The sequence below is a fragment of the Pseudomonas sp. FW305-3-2-15-E-TSA4 genome (assembly GCF_058787295.1).
The window spans coordinates 305,897-327,139 of sequence record NZ_JBYSZP010000007.1; the positions used below are offsets into that span (position 1 = coordinate 305,897).

Here is a 21,243-nt window from a genome sequence, read left to right on the forward strand (position 1 = left end):
GTCAGATACATGGATGTCGACTGACACGACGCTTTCGCGAGCAAGCCCGCTCCCACAATGGATCAGCGGCGTTTATCCAGCGAGTACACAAACGGCGCGACAATTTCGATCGAGCCGTTGTTGAGCATGTCGGCCGGTGGCTTGGGCAGCGGTTGTGCGCGGCGGATCATTTCCAGGGTGGCCCGGTCCAGATCGGCGTTGCCCGAGCGGCCCACCAGTTCGAACGACAACACATTGCCTTCAGCGTCGACGACGAAACGCAGACGGTTCAAGCCTTCCTTGCCGCGAGCCTGCGCACTGGCCGGATACTTCTTGTACTTGCCCAAGTGCGCGAGCAGGGTGTTTTGCCAGCTGGCCTTGGCGGCCATTTGTGCGGGCGACGGTCCCGGTGCCGGCTGGGCGGATTTCTCCGTCGGGGCTTGGGTCGGCTGCGTCTCCGCCGGTTTTTCCTCGGAAGGTTTTTCCTTCACCGGCTCCGGTTTTTTCTCCACCGGTTTGGGCGGCTGCGGTTTCGGCTTTGGCTTGGGTTTGGGCTTCGGTACGGCAATCTCGGCCTTGGGTGCTTCAGCCAGTTTCGGAATCGGCAACTCTTCGACCGGAGCCGGTGGCTGCGGCGGTGTGACGACTTTCGGCGGAGCAGGCGGTGGCGGGGTCGGAACCGGTGCCAGCTCGACCATCATTGCCTGCGGCGGCAGTTCGATGGGCGGGCGGGCGGTCCAGTTCAGCGCCAGCGCGATGGCCAGCGCGTGAACGCCCAGCACCACGGCCAGGCTACCGCTGTAACGCGTCAGCTTATGGCGCGTCGTGATCATTTCTTGGCTGCGCTCTCAAGGCCCACCAGACCGACCTTCAGGTAACCGGCCGAACGCAATTTATCCATCACGCTCATCAGGTCGCCGTAGTCCACGCCCTTGTCGGCCTGGAAGAAGATGGTGGTGTCTTTCTTGCCCTGGGTCTTGGCGTCGAGCACGGCGCCAAGGGTTTCGGCTTTCACTTCATCGTCGCCGATGTACAGGCGCTGATCGGCTTTTACGCTGAGGAACACCGGTTTCTCCGGGCGCGGCGCCGGTTTGGCGGTCGAGGCCGGCAGGTCGACTTTGATGTCCACGGTAGCCAGCGGCGCGGCCACCATGAAAATAATCAGCAGCACCAGCATCACGTCGATGAACGGCGTGACGTTGATTTCGTGGTTCTCGGCCAGATCGTCGTCTGCGCCTTCTTTCAAATGCAGGCCCATGGCCGATTACCCCACTTTCACCATGTGTGGTTGCGAGCTGCTGCGCTCAGGCTGGTGATCGAGGTCACGGCTGACCAGCAACAGGACCTGCGCCGAAGCGTCGGACACCTGCGCCTTGTAGCCGGCGATGGAGCGGGCGAACACGTTGTAGATCACCACCGCAGGAATCGCCGCAACCAGGCCCAGCGCGGTGGCCAGCAGCGCTTCGGCGATGCCCGGCGCCACGACGGCGAGGTTGGTGGTCTGGGTCTTGGCGATGCCGATGAAGCTGTTCATGATGCCCCACACGGTACCGAACAGGCCGACGAACGGCGCGGTGGAGCCGATAGTGGCGAGGACGCCGGTGCCGCTGCTCATGTTACGGCCACAGGCTGCGACGAGGCGCTCAAGACGGAAGCTGACGCGCTCCTTGATGCCTTCTTTCTCGCGGCTGTTGACCGACAGGCGCATCTCTTCGAGGGCGTCGTGCACCAGCAGGTTGGCGAGGGTGCCTTCCTTTGCCGCAGTGGCGCTGGCTTCCTTGAGGGTCGCGGCTTTTTTCAGGGCACCGATTTCACCACGCAGACGACGCTTGGCGCCCATCAGCTCGAAGCCTTTGGCGATCCAGATGGTCCAGGTGATGATGGAAGCGATGGCCAGACCGATCATCACGATTTTCACGATGATGTCGGCGTTCTGGTACATGCCCCATGGCGACAGGTCGTGGGCCATGCCCAGGCTGTTGTCGGGTTCGAGCGCTTCAGGCGCGTCGGCCGGACTGGCATCTACCGCCTGCACCGGATCGGTGGTGGCTGGCGCGGCGGCGGCAGGTGCGTGTTGTTCGGTGGCAGCCGGGGCGGCTGGCGCCTGGGCATCGGCGAAGGCGGCGGTCGGCGCCAGCATCAGGCTGAGCAGCAGGGCCGCCACCGCGCTGAAGGCGCGAGGTCGTTTGGTTGGCGAAGCGGGGTTTTGATTACGTGTCATGCTGGCCGGACCTGAAGTAGAAAACGGTTGATGCTCTTCCAGGCCTCGTGAGGCCGAGAACAAAAGTGGGGTGCATTATTGCAAGTAATTCTTGTTAACAGAAGTAATAGAGTATCTTTTTTTCCTCGATTGCTAGCCGTTCGTCCTTTGTGAGGGCTAGTCTGTTCCTTTCGTTTGGGAGTTTTTTGATGTCCGCACCTTCTGTTTTGATTGCCGGTTGTGGTGATGTCGGCAGTCGTCTGGCTAAGCAATTGCTGGCTGCCGGCTGGGAGGTGCATGGTCTGCGCCGTGATGTTTCGCGCTTGCCGGACGGCGTCATCGGCGTGGCCGGTGACCTGTTCAAGGAAGATTGCCCGGAGACCTGGCCGGTCGGGGCGGTGGATTACCTGGTGTATTGCGCGGCGGCCACCGATCACGATGAAGCCGGTTATCGTGCGGCTTACGTGCAGGGTTTGCAGAACGTGCTGAGCTGGCTGGACGATTATGGGCAGACCCCTGAGCGGCTGCTGTTCGTTTCCAGCAGCAGTGTGTACGGGCAGCAGGAAGGGGAGTGGGTCGACGAGCATTCAGCGACCGTCGCCAGCGGATACTCCGGGCGGGTGATGCTTGAGGCTGAGCAAGTGGCGCTGAAAAGCGGTATCCCGGCGAGCATCGTGCGCCTGACCGGTATTTACGGCCCAGGTCGTGAATGGCTGTTGACCCAGGTACGTCGCGGTTATCGGGTGGCGGTCGAGCCGCCGCTATACGGCAATCGCATTCATGCTGATGACGCGGCGGGGCTGATGGCGTTTCTGCTGCAGGCAGCTCATCAGGGCACGCCGTTGCAGGATGTTTATATCGGTGTGGACGATGCGCCGGCACCGCTGGCCGAAGTGGTCGCCTGGCTGCGCGAGTATCTGGGTGTCACCGATTGGGCGGAAGACGCCAGCGTACGCCGCACCGGCAGCAAGCGCTGCAGCAATGCCCGGGCGAAGGCACTGGGCTGGACGCCGAAGTATCCGAGTTACCGTGAAGGCTATGCGGCGATTCTTGAAGGCAAATGCTGACCTTCTAACGCCACAAACCACTGTGGGAGCGGGCTTGCTCGCGAAGAGGGTGTGTCAGGCAACATTGATGTCGACTGACACACCCTCTTCGCGAGCAAGCCCGCTCCCACAGGGTTACGTGTTGTTCTCAGGTGTGGTTATTGCTTTTCAAGCAACCACTTGCGTTCACCCGGGGTGAACTGCGGCATTTCATCCGCCAGTGCGGTATTCACTGCCTGGAAAATCTCCAGCGCCTTGCCTTTGCGGGCAAAGATCCAGTTGTTGCCCTGGCCGTTGAGTTGCAGCCACATGCTGTCGTGGTCGCTGTTCATCGAGGCGCAGTCGCCTGCCAGGCACAGGGCATAGCGGTCGGCGCCGGGCAGACCGGACACTTGGCCGTCGGCCTGGAACTGCACGGTGTTGCCTTCGCCGTCGCCGCTGGCGATCTTCCAGCTGCCGCCCAGATAGGCCGAATACAGTGCGCGTTCGAAGCTGGCGCCGATTGGCGCGCCTTCCGGTACGGGGATTTGCGCACGGTCGAACAACTGATCCGGCTCGTTCTCGGTGGCGGCTTGTTTCATCCGGCCGCCGTCGCGTTTCAGCTCACTGCCGGAGCTGCCATAGAAGTCGACTTTCCAGGCGCCGGACTGTTCGCCCTGCAGCCGTCCTTCGACGTTCTCGAAACCGTTGGTGTAGCGGGCCTGACCGGCCTTGGTGTTGACGTCCCACTCCAGGTTCGGGCCATAGGCCTGAAGCGCTTCGCGCAGGGGGCCGCCCTTGGCAGCAGCGTCGATCGCCACCTGGTTGATCCAGGTGCCGCTGATGTCACGGTCGGCGGGGTCGCTGGCACAGCCGCCGAGGAAAATGGCGAGCAGCGAGAGAGCAAGCGCTTTGCGCATGGTGGAATCCTTTCAAAACCTTTTCTTTACCGCAGAGCAGTCGGCGCAGCGTTTGAAGGCTGCGCCGTGCGCATTACTCGATGATCAGGATGGCATCCATTTCGACCTGCGAACCCTTCGGCAGGGCAGCAACGCCGATGGCGGCGCGGGCCGGGTACGGCTGATCGAAGTACTTGCCCATGATCTCGTTGACCTTGGCGAAGTGGCTCAGGTCGGTGAGGAAGATGTTCAGCTTGACGATGTCCTTGAACGAACCGCCAGCGGCTTCAGCCACGGCTTTGAGGTTCTCGAACACCTGGACGGTCTGGGCTTCGAAGCCTTCAACCAGTTCCATGGTCTTTGGATCCAGAGGAATCTGGCCCGACATGTAGACAGTGTTGCCGGCCTTGATCGCCTGGGAGTAGGTACCGATGGCGGCTGGGGCCTTGTCGCTGGTGATAACAGTCTTGGTCATGTATGACTCCTTGTTAGGTGTGAATTAGGCACGCATGCGGGTGATGCGGATGACCCCGGTCAGGGCGCGCAGTTTCTTGATCACGCGGGCCAGGTGCACACGGTCGTGGACGCTGACCACCAGCTGGACGACGCTGATGCGGCCATCGCGCTCGTCCATGCTGATTTTCTCGATATTGCCGTCGGCCGCGTTGACGCTGCTGGCCAGCAGGGCGATCAGGCCGCGCTGGTGTTCCAGCTCGACGCGCAGCTCGACGTTGAATTCGCCGGTGACATCCTTGGCCCACGAAAGCTGGATGCATTTTTCCGGGTTGTGCCTGATTTCGCTGATGTTGCGGCAGTTGTCCAGGTGCACGACCATGCCTTTGCCCGCCGACAGGTGCCCGACAATCGGGTCGCCGGGGATCGGCGTGCAGCATTTGGCGTAACTGAGCACCAGGCCTTCGGTACCGCGAATCGCCAACGGGCCTTCCGGGCTCGGAAGCTGTTCGCCTTCGCCAAGCAGGCGGCGCGCCACGACATAGGCCATGCGGTTGCCCAGACCAATGTCTTCGAGCAAATCTTCAATCAGTTCGAGGCGGTATTCGGTGAGCATCGCCTTGACGCGCTCGGCCGGGATCTTCTCCAGTGAGCTGTCGAAACCGTTGAGCACCTTGTTCAGCAGGCGTTCGCCGAGGCTGATGGATTCGGAACGACGTTGCAGTTTCAGCGCATGGCGGATGTGCGTACGTGCCTTGCCGGTGACCACGAAGTTGAGCCACGCCGGGTTCGGCCGCGCGCCCGGTGCGCTGACGATCTCGACCGTGGAGCCGCTTTGCAGCGGTTCGGACAGCGGTGCGAGGCGGCGGTTGATCCGGCAGGCGATGCAGCTGTTGCCGACGTCGGTGTGCACCGCATAGGCAAAGTCGACCGCCGTGGAGCCTTTGGGCAGCTCCATGATCCGGCCTTTGGGCGTGAACACGTAGACCTCGTCCGGGAACAGGTCAATCTTCACACTCTCGATGAATTCCAGCGAGTTGCCGGCACGTTGCTGCATTTCCAGCACACCTTTGACCCATTGGCGGGCGCGGGCATGGGTGCCTTTCGGCTGCTCGTCACCGCTGGATTTGTACAGCCAGTGTGCGGCAATGCCGTTGTTGGCCATTTCTTCCATTTCGCGGGTGCGGATCTGGATCTCGATCGGTACGCCGTGCATGCCAAACAGCGTGGTGTGCAGCGACTGATAGCCGTTGGCCTTGGGAATCGCGATGTAATCCTTGAAGCGTCCCGGCAACGGTTTGTACAAATTATGCACAGCACCCAGCACGCGGTAGCAGGTATCGACCTTGTCGACGATGATCCGGAACGCATAGACGTCCATGATCTCGTTGAAGGCCCGACGCTTGCCGCGCATTTTCTTGTAGATGCCGTAGAGGTGTTTCTGGCGACCGCTGACTTCGCCCTGGATGCCGTCGATCGCGAGGCAGTGGCCGAGGGACTCTTCGATCTTGTTGACGATTTCCTTGCGGTTGCCCCGGGCGCGCTTGACCGCCTGGTAGATCCGCGCCGAACGCATCGGGTGCATCGCCTTGAAGCCGAGGTCTTCGAATTCGATACGAATGGCGTGCATGCCCAGCCGGTTGGCGATGGGCGCATAGATTTCGAGGGTTTCCTTGGCGATCCGGCGGCGTTTTTCCCCGGACAGCACTTCCAGCGTGCGCATGTTGTGCAGGCGGTCGGCAAGTTTGACCAGGATCACGCGAATGTCGCGCGCCATGGCCATGGCCATTTTCTGGAAGTTTTCGGCCTGGGCCTCGGCCTTGGTCTCGAAGTTCATCTGGGTCAGTTTGCTGACCCCGTCGACCAGTTCGGCCACGGTTTCACCGAACTGCGCTTGCAGCGCCTCTTTGGCGATACCGGTGTCTTCGATCACGTCATGCAGCATCGCGGCCATCAGGCTCTGATGGTCCATGTGCATGTCGGCAAGAATATTCGCCACCGCAAGAGGGTGCGTGACGTACGCCTCGCCGCTGCGACGGCGCTGACCGTCATGGGCTTGTTCGGCGTAGAAATACGCTCGGCGGACCAGGTTGACCTGGTCATTGCCGAGGTAGGTCGATAAGCGATCGGCGAGGGCGTCTATGCTCGGCATGATGACTCCTGCCGTAGGCTGTGTTCCCGCGCCGTGCTACGTCGACCAGGCATAGGCTTAGACGGCCTCGTTGGACTCGTCCTCGAACGCAGCGAAGACCGGGTCTTCGTGGACGATTTCCTGCTCGGCGATGAACTCGTAGCTCATCAGGCCTTCTGCGATTTCACGCAGGGCGACAACGGTCGGCTTGTCGTTTTCCCACTGGACCAGTGGCTCTTTGCCGCCGGTGGCCAGTTGACGGGCACGCTTGGTAGAGAGCATGACCAGCTCAAAGCGGTTTTCCACGTGTTCTAGGCAGTCTTCAACGGTTACGCGGGCCATGGTATTCCTCGGAGCGAATGCAATATGCGCGCTGCCCGGTTGGGCGAGCGGACTGAGCAGTTTAAAAAATCACCAGCGATTAGGGAAGCGCTGATTTTTTGACCAGACCCTTCAACGCGCTGCAAGCACCAATGTAAAGCGCTTGCAGCGGTTTTGGGAAGTGCTGATTAACCCAGTAGTTCGGCCAGTAATTTGCCGAAACGTACCTGCTGGCGTTTCTGTTGCAGCTGATTGGCGCGGAAAATCGCCTTCAGATCGTCCAGTGCATGGGCGAAATCGTCGTTGATGATCAGATAGTCGTACTCGACATAGTGGCTCATCTCGCTGACGGCTTCGCGCATCCGGCCATCAATGATCTCGTCACTGTCCTGGCCACGGTTGGTCAGGCGCTGGTGCAGGGCCTGCAGCGACGGCGGCAGGATGAAGATCGAGCGTGCTTGCGGCATCAGCTTGCGCACTTGTTCGGCGCCTTGCCAGTCGATTTCCAGAATCAGGTCGTGACCTTCGTCCAGCGTCTGCTGCAGGCGGCTTTGTGAGGTGCCATAGAAGTTGCCGAAGACTTCGGCGCGTTCGAGGAAATCGCCGTGCTCGCCCATCTTCACGAACTCTTCGCGAGTCACGAAGTGATAGTTCACGCCGTCCACTTCACCCGGACGCATGGCGCGGGTGGTGTGGGAGATCGAGACGCGGATCTCCGGATTGGCATCGGTCAAAGCCTTGACCAGGCTGCTCTTGCCTGCGCCCGATGGCGCGGAAATGATGTACAGGGTGCCGGTGCTGTGGGTCATGTCTGTTGCCTTACTCAATATTCTGCACTTGTTCGCGCATCTGCTCGATCAACACCTTGAGGTTGACGGCGGCCTGGGTGCTGCGCGGGTCGAAGGCCTTGGAGCCCAGTGTGTTGGCTTCGCGGTTGAGCTCCTGCATCAGGAAATCCAGGCGCCGACCGGCGGCACCGCCGGACTTGAGCACCCGGCGAACTTCGATGATGTGAGTGCTCAAGCGATCCAGTTCTTCGGCCACATCGCTCTTTTGCGCGAGCATGACCATTTCCTGTTCCAGGCGCTGCGGATCCAGTTCGGCCTTCATGTCGGTGAAGCGGTCGAGGACTTTCTGACGCTGGGTCGCGAGCATCTGCGGCACCAGTTCACGCAAGGTCACGACGTCCTCTTCAATGGAAGTCAGGCGCTCGTTGATCAGGCGTGCCAACTCCGCGCCTTCGCGCTCGCGGCCGGCCTTGAGTTCCTTGAGACCTTGATTGAACAGCGCCAGCGCATCGGCGTTCAGCGCTTGTGGATCAGTGGCGTCGGCCACCAGCACGCCGGGCCAGGCCAGCACTTCCAGCGGGTTGAGTGCTGCCGGGTTCTTGATCAGGCCGGCAACGGTTTCGGCGGCGGCGACCAGTTGCGCGGCGCGCTCGCGGTCGACCTGCAACGGCTTGCCGGTGCTTTCTTCGGTGAAGCGCAGGGTGCATTCCAGTTTGCCCCGCGACAGGCCCTGACGCAGGGCTTCACGCACGGCGCCCTCGAGGTCGCGGAACGACTCCGGCAGGCGCAGGTGCGGTTCCAGATAGCGGCTGTTGACCGAGCGCAGCTCCCAGCTCAGGGTGCCCTGGACGCCGGCTTTCTCGACGCGGGCGAAGGCGGTCATGCTGTGCACCATGGCGGTGACCTCGCAATGCAAATCGGCGCAGAAGGGATGTTCCGCAGGCTCGATATCAATGAATTTAAGCCGACTGGCAGCAAAGGCGCAGGATTGTAGCGCAGTGCGGCGGATGCGCCCAAACACACGGTGTGACAAAGGGCTGCAGGCCGTCGGTTATGCGCGTTTCAGGGCCCTGGGTCGACGGCCGGAATTTTTAACCCGTGCCCAGGCGCGGTGCAGCGCTCTATAATGCTCGGCAGTTTTCCGTCCCCAGTACAGGTATTCCCTATGAAACGTCCAAGTGGTCGCGCTGCCGATCAGCTTCGCTCGATCCGCATTACCCGCAACTACACCAAACACGCCGAGGGATCCGTACTGGTCGAATTCGGTGATACCAAGGTCATCTGCACCGTCAGCGTCGAAAACGGCGTGCCGCGTTTCCTCAAAGGCCAGGGCCAGGGCTGGTTGACCGCCGAGTACGGCATGCTGCCGCGCGCCACTGGCGAGCGTAACCAGCGTGAAGCGAGCCGTGGCAAGCAGGGCGGCCGCACCCTGGAAATCCAGCGCCTGATCGGCCGTTCGCTACGCGCTGCGCTGGACATGTCCAAGCTGGGCGATGTGACCCTGTACGTCGACTGCGACGTGATCCAGGCTGACGGTGGCACCCGCACCGCCTCCATCACTGGCGCCATGGTGGCCCTGGTTGATGCACTGAAAGTGATCAAGAAGCGCGGCGGCCTGAAAGGCGGCGACCCGCTCAAGCAAATGATCGGCGCGGTGTCGGTCGGCATGTATCAGGGCGAGCCAGTGCTGGATCTGGACTATCTTGAAGATTCCGCCGCCGAGACCGACCTCAACGTGGTGATGACCAGCACCGGTGGCTTCATCGAAGTCCAGGGCACCGCCGAAGGCGCGCCGTTCCAGCCTGAAGATCTGAACGCCATGCTGGAACTGGCGAAGAAAGGCATGAACGAAATCTTCGAACTGCAAAAGGCTGCACTGGCCGACTGAGCAGGTTCGCAACCCGCAAGGAGGACGTGATGAGTGATGAGCAAGAGTTGCTGCCCAAGCCGAGCCAGGAGGTTCGCCAATGGGCGATGTTTTGTCACTTGTCCGCCTTGCTGGGGATCTGGATTCCGTTCGGCAACCTGATCGGGCCGCTGATCCTGTGGCAGATGAAGCGCGAAACCGATCCGTTCATTGACGCTCAGGGCAAGGAAGCGCTGAATTTTCAGATCACCGTGGCGATTGCCGCCGCGATCTGTCTGCTGCTGATGGTGTTGATCATCGGCTTCTTCTTGCTGGGCCTGCTGGCCATCGGCGCATTGGTGCTGACGATCATTGCCGGGGTGAAAGCGAACGAAGGCTTTCCCTATCGTTATCCGTTCACTTGGCGACTGATCAAATAACGATCAATGCAAAGCCTCCGTGACTCGCAAAGTTTTAATTTAAATGCCCTGACTTGTCAGGGCATTTGTGTTTTTGCAACTCGAATAATTACTCTTTCGTGTAGGAACAGTTCTATCTGCGACAAGCGGTAGTGGATATTTTTTATATATTTAACGCCTACACTTTTAGTCACAACTGCAACGCTTTAACGCGATCTCAGTCCTTGGCAACAAGACTTGTCGATTGTTAAGGTTGCTCCGCGCAACGTTGCTTCAGAAATATCTCGATATATTCAAGCCATCGAAGGCCCTTGAATTCCAAATCAATCAGTGTTGAGACAATCAGCCGATTCAATGGGTGTGCGCGGGTAAAAAGTGCGCCTGATGAATAAATAGCCAAGAATATCCCCAATGATCCAGCTCGATTTTTATGGAACGCTCGTGGCCGCCTCTCTGGTGCTATTACTGGGGCGCGGACTTATTGCACGAGTCGGTTTTCTGCGTAATTACAATATCCCTGAACCCGTCGCCGGTGGACTGGTGGTTGCGCTGGGTTTATTGATGTTGCGAATTTTTGATATAGAAATCAGATTTGATACTTCACTGCAGACGCCGTTGATGTTGGCGTTCTTTGCCACAATCGGTTTGAGCGCAGACTTTGCCAGCCTGAAGAAGGGTGGTCGCGTAGTCGGCATATTTCTACTGGCGGTTACCGGACTTTTGTTGGTTCAGAACGCGTTGGGCATTGGCCTTGCCACAACGTTGGGTCTTGATCCGTTGATGGGGCTCCTGACGGGTTCAATCACGCTTGCGGGCGGTCACGGTACGGGGGCGGCGTGGGGCACGGTATTCAGTGAAAAGTACGGCCTCGCTTCGGCCTCCGAGCTTGCAATCGCCTCGGCAACCTTCGGCCTGGTCCTGGGCGGTTTGATTGGTGGGCCGGTGGCTCGCCTGCTCATCAAGCGCGTTGCGGTGCCCGGTTGCCAGCCTCAACAAACGCCACGGATGCCAAAGGGTTTTGAGCAGCCGAACAAGGAGCGTTCGATCACGCCCTTTTCGTTTATCGAGACACTGGCATTGATTGCGGTGAGTTTATTGGTTGGCAATCTGCTGAATGGTGTTCTGCACGGAACCGCATTCGAGTTGCCGACGTTTGTCTGCGTTTTGTTCGTGGGAGTGGTGCTGCGTAATGGGCTGTCGGCGCTGGGCCTGTATCAGGTATTCGAGCGGGAAGTGTCGGTGCTGGGTAATGTCAGCCTGTCGCTGTTTCTGGCAATTGCCTTGATGTCTCTCAAACTCTGGGATCTGGCAGCGTTGGCACTGCCGATATTCATCATCCTGGCTGCGCAAACGTTGGTCATGGCGCTGTTTGCGATTTTTGTGACATTCAGAGTGATGGGCAGTAACTACGACGCGGCGGTCCTGGCGGCAGGGCATTGCGGTTTTGGCCTGGGCGCAACGCCAACGGCCATTGCCAACATGCAGGCGGTGACGCAGCGTTTCGGGCCTTCGCAGATTGCGTTTCTGGTGGTGCCGATGGTCGGTGCATTCTTCATCGACATCATCAACGTGATCGTCATCAAGCTTTACCTGGCCTTGCCGTTTTTTGTCGCCGTCTGAGGTCAGGACGGCTTCAGGCGCGGCATAAAAAATGCCCGTATCTCGCGATACGGGCATTTTTTAACGACGGATCGACGCTTATATGGTCAGCGTCCAGTCGTAGTCGACGATCAGCGGCGCGTGCTGCGAGAACCGTGGCTGACGTGGCAGGCGTGCGCTGCGTACGAAACGGCGCAAGCCCGGGGTCAGCAGCTGGTAGTCGAAGCGCCAGCCCAGATTGAGCATCTCGGCCTGCTCGTTGTCCGGCCACCAGCTGTATTGGTCGCCTTCGCGGCTGACTTCGCGCAGGGCATCGACGTAGCCCATGTTGCCGACAATCTCGTCCATCCAGGCGCGTTCTGGCGCCAGGAAGCCCGGGGATTGCTGGCTGTCGCGCCAGTTCTTGATGTCGAGCTTCTGCTGCGCAACGTACAGCGAGCCACAATAAATGTACTCGCGACGTTTACGCCGCTGTTTGTCCAGGTACTTGCCGAAGTCGTCCATGAGCTTGAACTTCTGGTTCAAGTCCTCATCGCCGTTCATCCCCGAAGGAAGCAGCAAGGTGGCAATACTGACTTTGTCGAAATCTGCTTGCAGGTAGCGCCCGTAGCGGTCGGCCGTCTCGAAACCGAGACCGCTGATGACAGCCTTCGGTTGCAACCGCGAATACAAAGCCACGCCACCTTGGGCAGGGACTTCAGCATCGCAGGCATAAAGGAAGTAGCCATCCAGTTGGAAGGCTGGGTCATCCAGTTCAAAGGCGGAGGCACGGGTGTCCTGCAGGCAGATGACGTCGGCATTCTGTGCTTGCAGCCAACTGAGCAAACCACGCTCGACTGCAGCCTGAATACCATTGACGTTCACACTGATGATCCGCATAAATGGCCCCAAAAATCGCGTGCGTGTATGATACACGGCGTCAAGCTAATTAGCTAAATCCGTGGTATTTGGGGTTTTTTTCATGCAAGCGTATCAGCGCGATTTCATTCGTTTTGCCATCGATCGCGGCGTTTTGCGCTTCGGTGAGTTCACCCTGAAGTCCGGGCGCACCAGTCCTTACTTCTTCAATGCCGGCCTGTTCAACTCGGGTTCGGCCCTGGCGCAGCTGGGGCGTTTCTACGCGGCAGCCATCGCCGAAAGCGGCATTCCTTTCGACGTATTGTTTGGCCCGGCCTACAAAGGCATCCCGCTGGCAGCCACCACCGCTGTCGCGTTGGCCGAACACCACAACCGTGACCTGCCATGGTGCTTCAACCGCAAGGAAGCCAAGGCCCACGGCGAAGGCGGCAGCCTGGTCGGCGCGCCGCTGACCGGTGACGTGCTGATCATCGACGACGTGATCACTGCCGGCACTGCGATCCGCGAAGTGATGCAGATCATCGCTTCCCAAGAGGGCGCCAAGGCGGCCGGGGTGCTGATCGCCCTGAACCGTCAGGAGCGTGGCAACGGTGAATTGTCGGCGATCCAGGAAGTCGAGCGTGACTTCGGTATTCCGGTGATCAGCATCGTTTCGCTGAATCAGGTGCTGGAATTCCTCGCCGACGATCCGCAGCTCAAGCAGCATCTGCCAGCCGTGGAAGCGTACCGCGCCCAGTTCGGCGTCTGACGCGCTGCCCTTGTAGGAGTTGCCGAAGGCTGCGATCTTTTGATCTTGTTTTTTGAAAGCAAAACATCAAAAGATCGCAGCCTGCGGCAGCTCCTACAGGGATTGCAGGCAAAAAAAGACCCCGCTCAGTCAGGCTGAGCGGGGTCTTTTCGTTTCCGCGACGGCTTACGGACGCTTGCGATTGCTGATCAGCGTGCCCACACCGGTGTCGGTGAAGATTTCCAGCAGGATCGCGTTCGGTACGCGGCCGTCGATGATCAGCGAGCTGCCAACACCGCCCTGAACCGCTTCCAGTGCACAGCGGATCTTCGGCAGCATGCCGCCGTAGATGGTGCCGTCGGCGATCAGATCGTCGACCTGCTGGGTGCTCAGGCCGGTCAACACGGTGCCGGACTTGTCCATCAGGCCGGCGATGTTGGTCAGCAGCATCAGCTTCTCGGCTTTCAGCGCTTCGGCGACTTTACCGGCCACCAGGTCGGCGTTGATGTTGTACGACTCGCCGTTCTCACCCACGCCGATTGGCGCGATCACCGGGATGAAGTTGCCTTTGACCAGCAGGTTCAGCAGCTCGGTGTTGATCCCGACCACTTCGCCCACTTGACCGATGTCGATGATTTCCGGCTGTGTCATCTCCGGGGTCTGGCGGGTGACGGTCAGTTTCTTCGCACGAATCAGCCCGGCGTCTTTACCGGTCAGGCCGATGGCGCTGCCGCCGTGACGGTTGATCAGGTTGACGATGCTTTTGTTGACCTGACCGCCGAGGACCATTTCCACCACGTCCATGGTCGCGGCGTCGGTGACGCGCATGCCATCGACGAAGTGGCTTTCGATCGACAGGCGCTTGAGCAGATCACCGATCTGCGGGCCGCCACCGTGAACCACCACCGGGTTGATGCCCACGGCCTTCATCAAGACGATGTCGCGGGCGAAGCCGGTTTTCAGCTCCTCGCTTTCCATCGCGTTGCCGCCGTATTTGATCACCAGGGTCTTGCCGACATAACGTCGGATGTAAGGCAACGCTTCGGACAGGACCTGGGCGGTGTGGGCGGCGGCTTCGCGTTCGAGGGTCATTCAGGGCTCCGGGTGAATCAGAACGGTAGTTGGAGATCAGGTGCAACGCGTTTCAGTTGGGCGTGGAACACGTCCTTGATGCGCTGCAATTCAGCCTCGTCATCGGCCTCGAAGCGCAGCACCAGCACCGGAGTGGTGTTGGAGGCGCGTACCAGGCCCCAGCCTTTGGCGTAATCGACTCGCACGCCGTCGATGGTGGTCAGGTCGGCGCCTGCGCCCCACTGTGCGTCGTGCAATGCATCAATGATGCTGAATTTGCTCTCTTCGGTCACATGGATATTGATTTCCGGCGTAGAAATATCGTTCGGGAAGGTCGCAAACAGCTCTTCGGCGGTGGATTTTTCCTTGCTGAGGATCTCCAGCAGCCGTGCGGCGCTGTAGATACCGTCGTCGAAACCGAACCAGCGTTCCTTGAAGAAGATGTGCCCGCTCATCTCACCGGCCAATAGAGCACCGGATTGTTTCATTTTCTTTTTGATCAACGAATGGCCAGTCTTCCACATTAGCGGGCGACCGCCGTATTCCTTGATCAGCGGCACCAGGCGGCGGGTGCATTTGACGTCGAAGATGATTTCCGCGTCCGGATTGCGCGCCACCACGTCGCGGGCGAACAGCATCAGCAGGCGGTCCGGGTAGACGATGCTGCCGGTGTTGGTCACCACGCCGACGCGGTCGCCATCGCCGTCGAAGGCCAGACCGAGGTCGGCATTGGTTTCCTTGACCTTGGCGATCAGGTCGACGAGGTTCTCGGGCTTGCCCGGATCCGGGTGGTGGTTGGGGAAGTTGCCGTCGACTTCGCAGAACAGCGGGATGACTTCGCAGTTCAGCGCTTCGATCAGTTGCGGGGCAATCACGCCGGCCGCGCCGTTGCCGCAGTCGACCACGACTTTCAGACGTCGGGCCAGTTTGACGTCCTGGACGATTTCGGTGGTGTAGCGGTCGAGGATTTCGACCTGGGTCACGCTGCCCTGACCGCTGGTCAGGTCATTGGTCTTGATGCGCTCGTGCAGCACCTGGATCTGCTCGTTGGCGAGGGTGTCGCCGGCGATCACGATCTTGAAGCCGTTGTAGTTCGACGGGTTATGGCTGCCGGTGAGCATCACCCCAGACTTGCCGGCCAATACGTTCGCCGCGTAATACAGCGCAGGCGTCGGGACCAGGCCGACGTCGCTGACGTGGCAGCCGCTCTCGGCGATACCGCGGATCAGTTCTGCAACCAGCTCCGGGCCGGACAGGCGACCGTCGCGACCGACGGAAACATTCGGTTCACCTTGGGCCAGGCTCTGTGAGCCGATGGCGCGGCCGATCCAGTAAGCGGTTTCGGCATTGAGGAATTCCGGCACGGTGCCGCGAATGTCATAGGCGCGGAAGATGCTGTCGGGAAGCTTCGGGGCGATCTTGGCGGGGGTGCTCATCTGCACAAATGCTCCATCTCGAAAGTGGCGGGACACACCGACGATTCACTCGGCGGCAGGCTCAAACTGAAGGGTATGACGGCGTTTTCCGCAGAGAGTTCGTGGTGTGAAAGGGCCATGACGCCTCGTCTGGCGTGGCCTGCGGCCGGCAAAACCTTGATTTCTGGCGGTAAACCTTCTGCTTGAATCTGCACAAATTTCTCCTGTAGGAGCTGCCGCAGGCTGCGATCTTTTGATCTTGATCCAGAAAAAACAAAGTCAAAAGATCGCAGCCTGCGGCAGCTCCTACAGGAGGGTATTCGGTTATTTAGTGCCGGTATGGCCAAATCCGCCCGCGCCGCGTTCGGTTTCGACGAACTCTTCAACCATTTCGAAATGCGTCTGCACCACCGGCACCAACACCAGTTGCGCCAGACGCTCGCCGACGGTCATGGTGAAGTCGTTCTGGCCACGGTTCCAGCAGGACACCATCAGCGGGCCCTGATAATCCGAGTCGATCAGGCCGACGAGGTTGCCCAGCACGATGCCGTGCTTATGGCCCATGCCCGAGCGCGGCAGGATCAGTGCGGCGAGGTTCGGGTCGCCGATGTAGACCGACAGACCGGTAGGGATCAGCACGGTTTCACCCGGCTTTATCACGATGTCCTGTTCCAGCATGGCGCGCAGGTCGAGGCCGGCGGAGCCTGGGGTGGCGTATTGCGGCAGCGGGAATTCGGTACCGATGCGTGGGTCGAGGATCTTGGCTTGCAAAGCGTGCATGTAAATTAAACCTGGTTCAGACGTTCGGCGATAAAAGTGACCAGTTGGCGAGCGATCTTGCTCTTGCTGGTCTGGGCGAAAACAGTGGCATGAAGCTCACGGTCGATCACGCTGCAGGCGTTTTCTTCGCTGTTGAAACCGATGCTCGGGTTGGCCACGTCGTTGGCGACGATCAAATCGAGATTCTTGTCTTTCAGCTTGCGTGCAGCGTAGTCGAGCAGGTGTTCGGTCTCGGCGGCGAAGCCGACACTGAACGGACGGTCGGGACGGGTCGCGATGGTGGCCAAGATGTCCGGGTTACGCACCATTTGCAGGACGAAGCCGTCGCCGCTTGTAGGGTCTTTCTTGAGTTTTTGCGGGGCAACGACTTCCGGACGGTAGTCCGCCACCGCTGCCGAGGCGATGAACACATCACACGGGATGGCCGATTCGCACGCTGCAAGCATGTCGCGGGCACTGACCACATCGATGCGCGTGACGCGATCCGGCGTCGGCAGGTGCACCGGGCCGCTGATCAGGGTCACGCGGGCGCCGGCTTCCACCGCGGCTTCGGCCAGAGCGAAGCCCATTTTTCCGGAGCTGTGGTTGGTGATGTAGCGCACCGGGTCGATGTTTTCCTGAGTCGGGCCGGCGGTGATCACCACGTGCTTGCCGGTCAGCGCCTGACGCTGGAAGCAGTCCGCCGCGCACTGCGCCAGATCGGTGGCTTCCATCATCCGGCCCATGCCGACGTCGCCGCAGGCCTGGCTGCCAGAGGCCGGGCCGAAAGTCTTCAGGCCACGGCTTTCAAGGATTTTCAGGTTGGCTTGGGTTGCCGGATCGCGCCACATCGCCTGATTCATTGCTGGCGCGACGGCCACCACGGCGTCGGTGGCCAGCACCAGAGTTGTCAGCAGATCGTTGGCGATGCCTTGGGCCAGACGCGCAATCAGGTCGGCAGTGGCCGGGGCGATCAGCACCAGATCGGCCCATTTGGCCAGTTCGATGTGGCCCATCGCCGCTTCGGCGGCCGGGTCGAGCAAGTCGAGGTGAACCGGGTGCCCGGACAGGGCCTGCATGGTCAGCGGGGTGATGAACTCGGCGCCGCCATGGGTCATGACCACGCGCACTTCGGCGCCCTGGTCAATCAGGCGACGAACCAGATCGGCGCTCTTGTAGGCCGCAATGCCGCCGCCGACGCCCAGAACGATGCGTTTCCGATACAGCCGCTGCATAGGTCTGCCTTTACATTTCGTGGGTGACATACGTGGCGAAACCCCCTCCCCAGGGTGAATTCGCCCGCAAAAAAGATGGGCTACGATATCACAGCGACCGCTACGGAACAGCGGCGCCCACAGACAAGGAAGGTGTATGAGTATTCGCGATTGGCCTGCGGCGGAGCGGCCGCGGGAGAAGCTGCTTGAACAGGGCTCGGGAAGTCTTTCGGACGCCGAGTTGCTGGCGATTTTTCTTCGAACCGGGGTCACGGGAAAAAGCGCGGTGGATCTGGCGCGACACCTGTTGACGCAATTCGGCAGCCTGCGCGCGTTGCTGGAGGCCGATCTTGCGGCGTTCAGCGGACAGTTGGGATTGGGGCCTGCGAAATTCGCGCAGTTGCAGGCGGTGCTGGAAATGGGGCGGCGACATCTGGCCGAGTGCATGCGTAAAAAGCCAGCACTGGAGAATCCGCAGGCAGTTCGGGACTATCTGAAATCCATGCTGCGCCATGAGCCCCACGAGGTGTTCGGCTGCCTGTTTCTCGACTCCAAGCATCAAGTACTGACGTTCGAGGCACTGTTTCGCGGCTCGATCGATAACACCAGCGTGCATCCTCGGGAAGTGGTGAAACGCTCATTGGCCAACAACGCGGCGGCGGTGATTCTCTGCCACAACCACCCGTCGGGGAACAGCGATCCGAGCCAGGCGGATCGACAACTGACCAAGCGCTTGCAGAAGGCTCTGGACCTGATTGATGTACGGGTGCTGGATCACTTCATCATTGGCGACGGCGAGCCGCTGTCGATGGCGGAGTGTGGCTGGATGTAGCTTTCAACAACAAACACCAACCCCTGTGGGAGCGGGCTTGCTCGCGAAGGCGATGTGTCAGTCACTAAAAATGTTGGCTGATCCGACGCCTTCGCGAGCGAGCCCGCTCCCACAGGGGGCTGTGTTGTGGAAGGTTATTTCAGGTTGACCTTGGAGTAGTCCTGCCGCCCGAACGGGCTCACCGAGTAACCCTGCACATCCTTGCGCGTCAGCGCATAAGCGGTCGGGTGTGCCAGCGGCAACCACAGCGCCTGCTGCTGAATCTGCGCCTGTGCCTGTTCGTACAGTTTGGTGCGCACGCCTTGCTCACTGGTGGTCTTGCCGGCGCTGATCAACTTGTCCAGGTCGGCATTGCAGTAGCGGGCGAAGTTGGTGCCGGATTTGACCGCCGCGCAGGAAAACTGCGGCGTGAGGAAGTTATCCGGGTCGCCGTTGTCGCCGGCCCAGCCCATGAACAGCAGGTCATGCTCGCCAGCCTTGGCGCGGCGAATCAGTTCGCCCCACTCGATCACGCGGATTTCCGCCTGAATGCCGATTTCCGCCAGATCCGATTGCAGCAATTGCGCGCCCAGACTCGGATTCGGGTTAAGCAGACTGCCGGACGGACGCGTCCAGATGGTGGTCTGGAAGCCGTCCTTGAGTCCGGCCTTGGCCAGCAACGCTTTGGCTTTGGCCACGTCGTGCGGATAGCCCGGCAGGTTCTTCGCGTAGCTCCAGGTGTTCGGCGGGTAAGGGCCATTGGCGGGTTCGGCGGTGTCTTCGAACACGGCTTTGACGTAGTTGGCCTTGTCGAAGGCGAGGTTGATCGCCTGGCGCACTTCCGGCTTGTCCAGCGGTGGATGCTGGCTGTTGATGCCGACGAAAGCGGTCATGAACGCGTCAGTCTTTTCTACTTTCAGCGTCGGCTCTTCCTGCGCAGCCTTCACGTCCAGCGGTTTTGGCGACAGGGCGATCTGGCACTCGTTGCGCCGCAGCTTTTGCAGGCGCACGTTGGCGTCCGGGGTGATGGCGAAGATCAGCGGGTCGACCGCCGGCTTGCCGCCGAAATAGTCCGGGTTGGCCTTGTAGCGCACAGAGGCGTCTTTCTGGAAGCGTGTGAACACGAACGGACCGGTGCCGATCGGCTGGCTGTTGAGCTTGTCGGTGGCGTCGGCCTTGAGCAGCTTGTCGGCGTATTCGGCGGAATAGATGGAGGCGAAGCCCATGCTCAGGGTCGCGAGGAACGTCGAGTCCGGGTGGTCGAGGGTAAAGCGCACGGTCAGCGGGTCAAGCGCGTCGATCTTCTTGATCAGCGCCGGCAACTGCATGGACTGGGCGTGCGGGAAGCCGCTTTGCGCCACTTTGTGCCATGGGTTGGCCGGATCGAGCATGCGGTCGAAGCTGAATTTGACGTCTTCGGCGCTCAGGGTACGGGTCGGCTTGAAATAGTCAGTGCTGTGAAACTTCACCTGCGGGTGCAGCTTGAACACATAAGTCAGGCCGTCGGTGCTGACTTCCCAGCTGTCGGCCAGGCTCGGCACGACTTTGCCACTGGCGGTGTCGAAGTCCACCAAGCGATTCATCAGCACGTCGGCCGAGGCATTGGTGGTGGTCAGCGAGTTGTATTGCACCACGTCGAACCCTTCAGGGCTGGCCTCGGTGCACACGCTCAGGGCGGCAGCCTGGGCCAGGGGGCTCAGCAGAAGCGGGGCGAGCAACAGGGGTAGGGCAGCGAGGCGCATGGTCGGCTTCCTTTACAGATCGAAGGCCATCTGCAGGTGCAGTCTGGAAAAGGGTTACCCTAGAGGGCTGGATTGCAAATGACTATCCCCTTTTTGCATTTTTGGGGCAGCCCAGTGACGTTTTTCAGACCACGGTGCACGAGGAAAAGTCGAAAACGTCTGTTAGAGCGGTTTTCTGCGACGAGTGGTCAAAACTCGCCTCAGCCTTTATCCAAAGCGTCTGCAGGCGGAAAATGCGCCTTTTTACCGGTCGATTGCACATCCATTGTTGTTGCACCCCGGTCTTTCTGGTATAAAGCAGCGCTCTTTTCTAGGGGCCCGGTTCCTTCACTGTAGGTGTAGCCGGTAAGACCTCTAAAGAAACGCGGCGCCTGGCGCCAAATGACTGAGAGATTAAGCGGCCAACCCATGCCGGGTTGGGCATGTGGTTTTAGAGGGCTGAGGCATGTCGAGAGTATGTCAAGTTACCGGTAAGGGTCCGGTAACCGGGAATAACATTTCCCACGCAAACAACAAAACCCGTCGTCGTTTCCTGCCGAACCTGCAGCATCACCGCTTCTGGGTTGAAGAAGAGAAACGTTTTGTGCGTCTGCGCGTATCTGCCAAAGGCATGCGCATCATCGACAAGCGTGGCATCAGTGTCGTGCTCGCCGAACTTCGCCGCGATGGCAAGATTTAAGGGAGCTAATCATGCGTGAATTGATTCGTTTGATCTCGAGCGCCGGTACTGGTCACTTCTACACTACCGACAAGAACAAGCGTACTACCCCGGACAAAATCGAGATCAAGAAATATGATCCGGTTGTTCGCAAGCACGTGATCTACAAGGAAGGCAAAATCAAGTAATTGATTTTTCCCGACTTACGAAAAAGGCCCGTATCGTGAGATGCGGGCCTTTTTTGTTGCCTGTGTCGCGTCCTGAATAAGGTTTACACCTTCTGACCAATCTTCAGGAGGATTCAATGGATACCGGAAAAAGGCGGAGC

22 protein-coding genes and 1 pseudogene are annotated in these 21,243 nt (G+C 59.9%); 8 read left to right on the forward strand and 15 right to left on the reverse strand.

The window, feature by feature from the left end:
- Window positions 1-62 precede the first annotated feature (62 nt).
- The 3 genes from AC3WMV_RS12485 to exbB are packed head-to-tail and all read right to left on the reverse strand — an operon-like array spanning window position 63 to window position 2,200.
- Window positions 63-812: an energy transducer TonB family protein gene (locus tag AC3WMV_RS12485; protein ID WP_095137707.1), complete on the reverse strand. Its 750-nt coding sequence runs from the start codon at window positions 810-812 to the stop codon at window positions 63-65.
- The gene (gene exbD, locus AC3WMV_RS12490; RefSeq protein ID WP_047297280.1) at window positions 809-1,237 is read right to left on the reverse strand and encodes a TonB system transport protein ExbD; all 429 of its coding nucleotides are present in this window, start codon (window positions 1,235-1,237) and stop codon (window positions 809-811) included. Before exbD ends, AC3WMV_RS12485 begins: the two co-directional genes overlap by 4 nt.
- Before the next feature lie 6 nt (window positions 1,238-1,243).
- Window positions 1,244-2,200 carry a tonB-system energizer ExbB gene (gene exbB, locus AC3WMV_RS12495; RefSeq protein WP_103369698.1) on the reverse strand — a complete coding sequence of 319 codons (957 nt, stop codon included), beginning with the start codon at window positions 2,198-2,200 and terminating at the stop codon, window positions 1,244-1,246.
- Between the two features lie 188 nt (window positions 2,201-2,388).
- Between exbB and AC3WMV_RS12500 the strand changes: the two genes are divergently transcribed.
- Entirely contained in the window at window positions 2,389-3,246 is an 858-nt protein-coding gene (locus AC3WMV_RS12500) for an SDR family oxidoreductase (RefSeq protein ID WP_103369699.1), read from the forward strand.
- Between the two features lie 137 nt (window positions 3,247-3,383).
- Here the strand turns inward: AC3WMV_RS12500 and AC3WMV_RS12505 are convergent, their stop codons facing one another.
- The 6 genes from AC3WMV_RS12505 to AC3WMV_RS12530 form a co-directional block, all read right to left on the reverse strand.
- Window positions 3,384-4,124: a putative periplasmic lipoprotein gene (locus AC3WMV_RS12505; RefSeq protein WP_027610405.1), complete on the reverse strand. Its 741-nt coding sequence runs from the start codon at window positions 4,122-4,124 to the stop codon at window positions 3,384-3,386.
- Between the two features lie 73 nt (window positions 4,125-4,197).
- The gene (locus tag AC3WMV_RS12510) at window positions 4,198-4,578 is read right to left on the reverse strand and encodes a RidA family protein (protein WP_103369700.1); all 381 of its coding nucleotides are present in this window, start codon (window positions 4,576-4,578) and stop codon (window positions 4,198-4,200) included.
- Between the two features lie 24 nt (window positions 4,579-4,602).
- Window positions 4,603-6,708, reverse strand: a complete 2,106-nt coding sequence (gene spoT, locus AC3WMV_RS12515) for a bifunctional GTP diphosphokinase/guanosine-3',5'-bis pyrophosphate 3'-pyrophosphohydrolase (RefSeq protein WP_007920338.1) — start codon at window positions 6,706-6,708, stop codon at window positions 4,603-4,605.
- Window positions 6,709-6,765: 57 nt separating this feature from the next.
- The gene (rpoZ, locus tag AC3WMV_RS12520) at window positions 6,766-7,029 is read right to left on the reverse strand and encodes a DNA-directed RNA polymerase subunit omega (RefSeq protein ID WP_003229503.1); all 264 of its coding nucleotides are present in this window, start codon (window positions 7,027-7,029) and stop codon (window positions 6,766-6,768) included.
- Between the two features lie 167 nt (window positions 7,030-7,196).
- On the reverse strand, window positions 7,197-7,817 hold the full coding sequence (gene gmk / locus AC3WMV_RS12525; protein WP_003229498.1) for a guanylate kinase: 621 nt from the start codon (window positions 7,815-7,817) through the stop codon (window positions 7,197-7,199).
- 10 nt (window positions 7,818-7,827) lie between these two features.
- Window positions 7,828-8,691, reverse strand: a complete 864-nt coding sequence (locus AC3WMV_RS12530) for a YicC/YloC family endoribonuclease (protein WP_047596795.1) — start codon at window positions 8,689-8,691, stop codon at window positions 7,828-7,830.
- Between the two features lie 270 nt (window positions 8,692-8,961).
- Here AC3WMV_RS12530 and rph point away from each other — a divergent pair, with 270 nt between their 5' ends.
- The 3 genes from rph (at window position 8,962) to gltS (ending at window position 11,681) form a co-directional block, all read left to right on the forward strand.
- Window positions 8,962-9,684 carry a ribonuclease PH gene (gene rph / locus AC3WMV_RS12535; protein ID WP_027610407.1) on the forward strand — a complete coding sequence of 241 codons (723 nt, stop codon included), beginning with the start codon at window positions 8,962-8,964 and terminating at the stop codon, window positions 9,682-9,684.
- Window positions 9,685-9,713: 29 nt separating this feature from the next.
- A complete protein-coding gene (locus AC3WMV_RS12540; protein WP_003229492.1) occupies window positions 9,714-10,082 on the forward strand; it encodes a DUF4870 domain-containing protein in 369 nt (122 codons plus the stop codon).
- Between the two features lie 390 nt (window positions 10,083-10,472).
- Window positions 10,473-11,681, forward strand: a complete 1,209-nt coding sequence (gene gltS, locus AC3WMV_RS12545) for a sodium/glutamate symporter (protein ID WP_103369701.1) — start codon at window positions 10,473-10,475, stop codon at window positions 11,679-11,681.
- 78 nt (window positions 11,682-11,759) lie between these two features.
- Here gltS and crc read toward each other — a convergent pair whose 3' ends face one another.
- Window positions 11,760-12,539: a catabolite repression control protein Crc gene (crc, locus tag AC3WMV_RS12550; protein WP_003229491.1), complete on the reverse strand. Its 780-nt coding sequence runs from the start codon at window positions 12,537-12,539 to the stop codon at window positions 11,760-11,762.
- Between the two features lie 82 nt (window positions 12,540-12,621).
- On the opposite strand from crc, the gene pyrE reads away from it, so the two are divergent.
- Window positions 12,622-13,266 (forward strand): orotate phosphoribosyltransferase, encoded by a 645-nt coding sequence (gene pyrE / locus AC3WMV_RS12555; RefSeq protein ID WP_103369702.1) that lies wholly within the window; start codon window positions 12,622-12,624, stop codon window positions 13,264-13,266.
- Window positions 13,267-13,431: 165 nt separating this feature from the next.
- Here the strand turns inward: pyrE and argB are convergent, their stop codons facing one another.
- From argB to coaBC, 4 genes and pseudogenes are all read right to left on the reverse strand, one after another.
- Window positions 13,432-14,337 (reverse strand): acetylglutamate kinase, encoded by a 906-nt coding sequence (gene argB, locus AC3WMV_RS12560; protein WP_003229488.1) that lies wholly within the window; start codon window positions 14,335-14,337, stop codon window positions 13,432-13,434.
- Window positions 14,338-14,354: 17 nt separating this feature from the next.
- Window positions 14,355-15,731: pseudogene (locus AC3WMV_RS12565) on the reverse strand (phosphomannomutase/phosphoglucomutase); the annotation flags it as partial.
- Window positions 15,732-16,055: 324 nt separating this feature from the next.
- Window positions 16,056-16,511 (reverse strand): dUTP diphosphatase, encoded by a 456-nt coding sequence (dut, locus tag AC3WMV_RS12570; RefSeq protein WP_103369704.1) that lies wholly within the window; start codon window positions 16,509-16,511, stop codon window positions 16,056-16,058.
- A 5-nt stretch (window positions 16,512-16,516) separates the two neighbouring features.
- Window positions 16,517-17,725, reverse strand: a complete 1,209-nt coding sequence (coaBC, locus tag AC3WMV_RS12575) for a bifunctional phosphopantothenoylcysteine decarboxylase/phosphopantothenate--cysteine ligase CoaBC (RefSeq protein WP_103369705.1) — start codon at window positions 17,723-17,725, stop codon at window positions 16,517-16,519.
- Window positions 17,726-17,861: 136 nt separating this feature from the next.
- Here coaBC and radC point away from each other — a divergent pair, with 136 nt between their 5' ends.
- Window positions 17,862-18,536, forward strand: a complete 675-nt coding sequence (radC, locus tag AC3WMV_RS12580; RefSeq protein WP_027610412.1) for a RadC family protein — start codon at window positions 17,862-17,864, stop codon at window positions 18,534-18,536.
- A 134-nt stretch (window positions 18,537-18,670) separates the two neighbouring features.
- On the opposite strand, the gene AC3WMV_RS12585 is transcribed toward radC, so the two are convergent.
- Window positions 18,671-20,257, reverse strand: a complete 1,587-nt coding sequence (locus tag AC3WMV_RS12585; protein WP_096796086.1) for an ABC transporter substrate-binding protein — start codon at window positions 20,255-20,257, stop codon at window positions 18,671-18,673.
- Window positions 20,258-20,702: 445 nt separating this feature from the next.
- On the opposite strand from AC3WMV_RS12585, the gene rpmB reads away from it, so the two are divergent.
- Window positions 20,703-20,936: a 50S ribosomal protein L28 gene (gene rpmB, locus AC3WMV_RS12590; RefSeq protein ID WP_003229474.1), complete on the forward strand. Its 234-nt coding sequence runs from the start codon at window positions 20,703-20,705 to the stop codon at window positions 20,934-20,936.
- An 11-nt stretch (window positions 20,937-20,947) separates the two neighbouring features.
- Window positions 20,948-21,103, forward strand: coding sequence for a 50S ribosomal protein L33 (gene rpmG, locus AC3WMV_RS12595; protein ID WP_003177274.1), 156 nt, complete (start codon window positions 20,948-20,950; stop codon window positions 21,101-21,103).
- The last annotated feature ends 140 nt before the right edge of the window (window positions 21,104-21,243 follow it).